The organism is Serratia sp. A07 (assembly GCF_058725505.1).
On record NZ_JBZXDO010000103.1, the window covers coordinates 1 to 3,395 of the forward strand.

At 51.6% G+C, this 3,395-nt stretch carries 5 protein-coding genes; all 5 read right to left on the minus strand.

Annotated features, from left to right (window positions below):
- Positions 1-138: 138 nt before the first annotated feature.
- Positions 139-411, minus strand: coding sequence for a DUF2442 domain-containing protein (locus AC4PR2_RS28040; protein WP_099981562.1), 273 nt, complete (start codon positions 409-411; stop codon positions 139-141).
- Positions 392-628, minus strand: a complete 237-nt coding sequence (locus AC4PR2_RS28045) for a DUF4160 domain-containing protein (protein WP_012146806.1) — start codon at positions 626-628, stop codon at positions 392-394. The genes AC4PR2_RS28040 and AC4PR2_RS28045 overlap by 20 nt, the downstream gene beginning before the upstream one ends.
- Positions 629-643: 15 nt before the next feature.
- Complete coding sequence (locus AC4PR2_RS28050) at positions 644-1,195, minus strand: single-stranded DNA-binding protein (RefSeq protein ID WP_492175932.1); 552 nt, start codon at positions 1,193-1,195, stop codon at positions 644-646.
- A 72-nt stretch (positions 1,196-1,267) separates the two neighbouring features.
- A complete protein-coding gene (locus tag AC4PR2_RS28055; RefSeq protein WP_180547792.1) occupies positions 1,268-1,735 on the minus strand; it encodes an STY4534 family ICE replication protein in 468 nt (155 codons plus the stop codon).
- A gap of 714 nt (positions 1,736-2,449) precedes the next feature.
- Positions 2,450-3,395, minus strand: a 946-nt coding sequence (locus AC4PR2_RS28060; protein ID WP_492175933.1) for a DNA topoisomerase, incomplete at its 5' end; no start/stop codon positions are given.

Sequence of the window (3,395 nt, forward strand, 5' to 3'; positions counted from 1 at the left end):
TTTCCTGTTCAGTGACAATTGGCAGGTGTCACTGTGCGGTTACCGTCCGGGAGGCTCAATTAACAACTCTTTATTGCTATTCAAAAAAAAACGCTAACCCGAAGGTTAGCGTTTAGTGTCAGATGACGAGGAACAACATCAAGGTAATGAAGGTGTACGAGTAATACCTTTCGCCCCCATCAGCAACCCTTCCGTACTTAAGTCCTCATCCAGATCTGGCCAGTGTATACCCATTCCAGCCCCGCAGAGCTCCCAGTTTTCCCGTTGTGCAGGCGTACCAGCCGCAAGCCGGGGATACCAGGCTAACGGTGCCGAAATAGTTCGGCCATCCATCAAATCAACCGACAAACGGTCATCATCGATGCGGACATTCATTACACGCAGATCATTTTCATTGCGTAAAGTAAGCATCCCAGGCCTCCTGTAAAAGTGTCCGATGTTCAGTCACCAGACGCTGCAGTATGCGCAGTTCATGTGATGCAAATCCCACACTACGCGCAATACTGACATCATGTAACCATATTTTAGCGGTTGCATTGCCCTTATCAATATGGACATGCGCCGGTTCATTAGGTTCATGACTGTAAAAGTAAAAGCGAAAACCACCTACTCTAAGAATTGTCGGCATAATGTCTCCCGACAATCACAGAGCGTACATGGCTGATTTTGCGATACCGTAACCAAACCCAAGGAACGGTATGTCATCGTCAAAATCCATCGGCGCGGCATTTCCACCCGATTGAGCTGGCTGGGGTTGCTGAGCCGGCGTACCGCTGTGCGAAGGTTGCGGTTGCTGAGGTTTCCCCCAACTGCCCTGGCCTGATTGTCCTGCGTTGGCAGGTTGCGAACGCCCCCCCAACATCTGCAGAGTGCCGCCAATGTTGACGACGATTTCAGTCGTATATTTTTCAACACCGGCCTGATCGGTCCATTTGCGTGTCTGCAGGGAGCCTTCTATGTAAACCTGCGAGCCTTTACGCAAATATTCACCGGCAATTTCAGCAAGCTTGCCGAACAACACAACACGGTGCCATTCGGTTTTTTCTTTCTGCTCACCGGTTGCTTTATCGCGCCAGCTCTCAGAGGTCGCCAGGGTAATGTTAGCAACCGCACCGCCATTTGGCATGTAACGGACTTCCGGATCCTGGCCGAGATGGCCGACAAGTATGACTTTGTTTACGCCGCGAGACGCCATAATCGAATCCTCATAGGGAATAGAATTAGAAAGGGAAAAACGCCCCGAAAAATCGAGGCGTAGAGGGCGTTATCAGAAAGAATTTTCCGCGTATTGTTGCTGTGCGGAACCTTGCTGAGGCGGCATAGAGTCGGATTTCTCAGCCTGGAAGACCTTTTCCTGACCGATCTTAATCCAATCGACCTTGATAAGGCGGGCTTTGAGGCTGACGCGCTGTTCACCGGCATGTTCGCCGCTGTTGAGCGTGAAGATGTCCGTCTTGGGATTGCTGAGCACAAAACCAATCAGGACCTTTTTGTCTTCATCAACCGATTTTTGACAGCGGTTGATCAGGCTGCTGGCTTCTTTACCGGCGACCGTCACATCGAAACGCGTGTAACTGGCGTTATCGGTAGGACCGGATAGTCCATTGATGACACAGCTGATAAAGGTGCCATTCGGGCCATTAACTTGACGAATGTTGCTGAGGTACCCCATCCCTTTGATAGTCAGGTTGAAGTATTCAGTTTTGGTGGATGCTTGCTGAGATCGGGTAGACATGATGTTTTCTCCAGGAGTAAAGATTCGGTGACGGAGAAATACACCTTCCCCGACGGGAAAAGTATTTCCCGTCGGGAGCCAGGTATGGGTATACGCCATAACCTGACAGTCTGATCAGATTGAATAAGCCTTAATCGTTACGCAAAGTCGCGCTCACTATCAACGATATCTACTCTCAAAGGCGGGCAGATGTACCACGCAGCTAAGCTACGTACTCCCTCTCAGGCTAAGGAAGCGTTCTTTTGTTACCACCCGAAGGCGATCCTCACAGGTAACGGGATCATTAGTGGCTGTCAATTAACAGCAGGGTCACCCGAAGGCGCTCATCACAGACCCACTGAGCATTGGTGGTTGTCCGAAGACAACAAGTAAGCCTGTTCATTTTTAGTTCAGGTGCTGCTGCTGTCAACCAGGAATATCAATTTTGTGAATTGAGAAAACAAAAACGGCACAGTCAAAGACTGCGCCGCGGAGTTTGCACCATAACTGGTAGTAGATCTCATCTGACTTCGAGGAGAGATAGTAAACTCCTGGCGCGCTTTTCACGAAGTCGCATGCGCTTAATCAATCAACCTGAGTGTGGAGGCCATCGATACGGGCTGAAGCAGAATTGTCCATGCATTAAACTTTCCTGCCATCCGCAGCCACGGGGTGCTCTGCATCAAAGCTCGCCCACATTAGCAAAACTTTCAGCTATGTACACCAGACAATCTCTTACTCCGCTCCGATTGTTTTATTTTTAGCCGGTGATTTTGCTTTATAGCGCTTAGCCTTACGACCACCTTTTGCATCAATGTTGATGATACCCTGGCAAGTGGGATAATTACTGCAGCCCCAGAAGGCACCGCTACCTTTCTTACCTGCACGCCGGCGCATCGTCCCACCACATGTCGGACACGGCGGTGAAGGTGGTGCAGTGAACTTCACCGCCTGCGTCTTCCCCTTCTCCACCAGATGGCCCGTCCACTGTGCCTGACGGCTCATGAACGTATCGAGTGTCATCTGGCCCTGGGCAATCTCGTCCAGCGCCTGCTCCCACAGCGCCGTCATCCCGGGGTTGGTCAGCGCGGTCGGTAACGCATCTATCAGTTCGCCGGCAATCGGCGTGGAGAGCAGGATTTTTCCCTTCTTCTCCAGATAGCCGCGTTTAAACAGCGTTTCCAGGATACCGGCGCGTGTCGCTTCAGTACCCAGTCCCGCATTCTCTTTCAGCACCTTCTTCAGTTGCGGGTCACTGACGAACGCCGCAGCATTTTTCATGGCGGCGATCAGTGTCCCGTCAGTGAAATGCCCAGGGGGCTTCGTCTGCAGCGTTTTAAGCTCCGCGCCGGCAACCGCGACGGATTCATCTTTTACCAGCGCCGGCAGCCGGACATCATCCGTGTCGGCCGACTCCTCTTTCGCCTCGCTCACGTCATGCTGGAACAGTGCTTTCCAGCCTACCACCGCCTCGACCTTGCCACGGGTTCGGAACAATTGTCCGCCGATATTAAAGGTAGCCTCAGTTACATCCACTTCATGTAACGGCAGGAACTGTGCCAGGTAATGCTGACGGATCAGCTGATAAACCTTCAGCTCATCGACAGACAGCTTGCTCAAATCGAACGGCTGCTTGGTCGGGATAATCCCATGGTGCGCCGTGATTTTTTTGTCGTTCCAG

Excerpts from the sequence above, each read along its gene's own strand:
- AC4PR2_RS28040 (WP_099981562.1), bottom strand. The coding sequence starts at position 411 with ATGCTTACTTTACGCAATGAAAATGATCTGCGTGTAATGAATGTCCGC.
- AC4PR2_RS28045 (WP_012146806.1), bottom strand. The coding sequence starts at position 628 with ATGCCGACAATTCTTAGAGTAGGTGGTTTTCGCTTTTACTTTTACAGT.
- AC4PR2_RS28050 (WP_492175932.1), bottom strand. The coding sequence starts at position 1,195 with ATGGCGTCTCGCGGCGTAAACAAAGTCATACTTGTCGGCCATCTCGGC.
- AC4PR2_RS28055 (WP_180547792.1), bottom strand. The coding sequence starts at position 1,735 with ATGTCTACCCGATCTCAGCAAGCATCCACCAAAACTGAATACTTCAAC.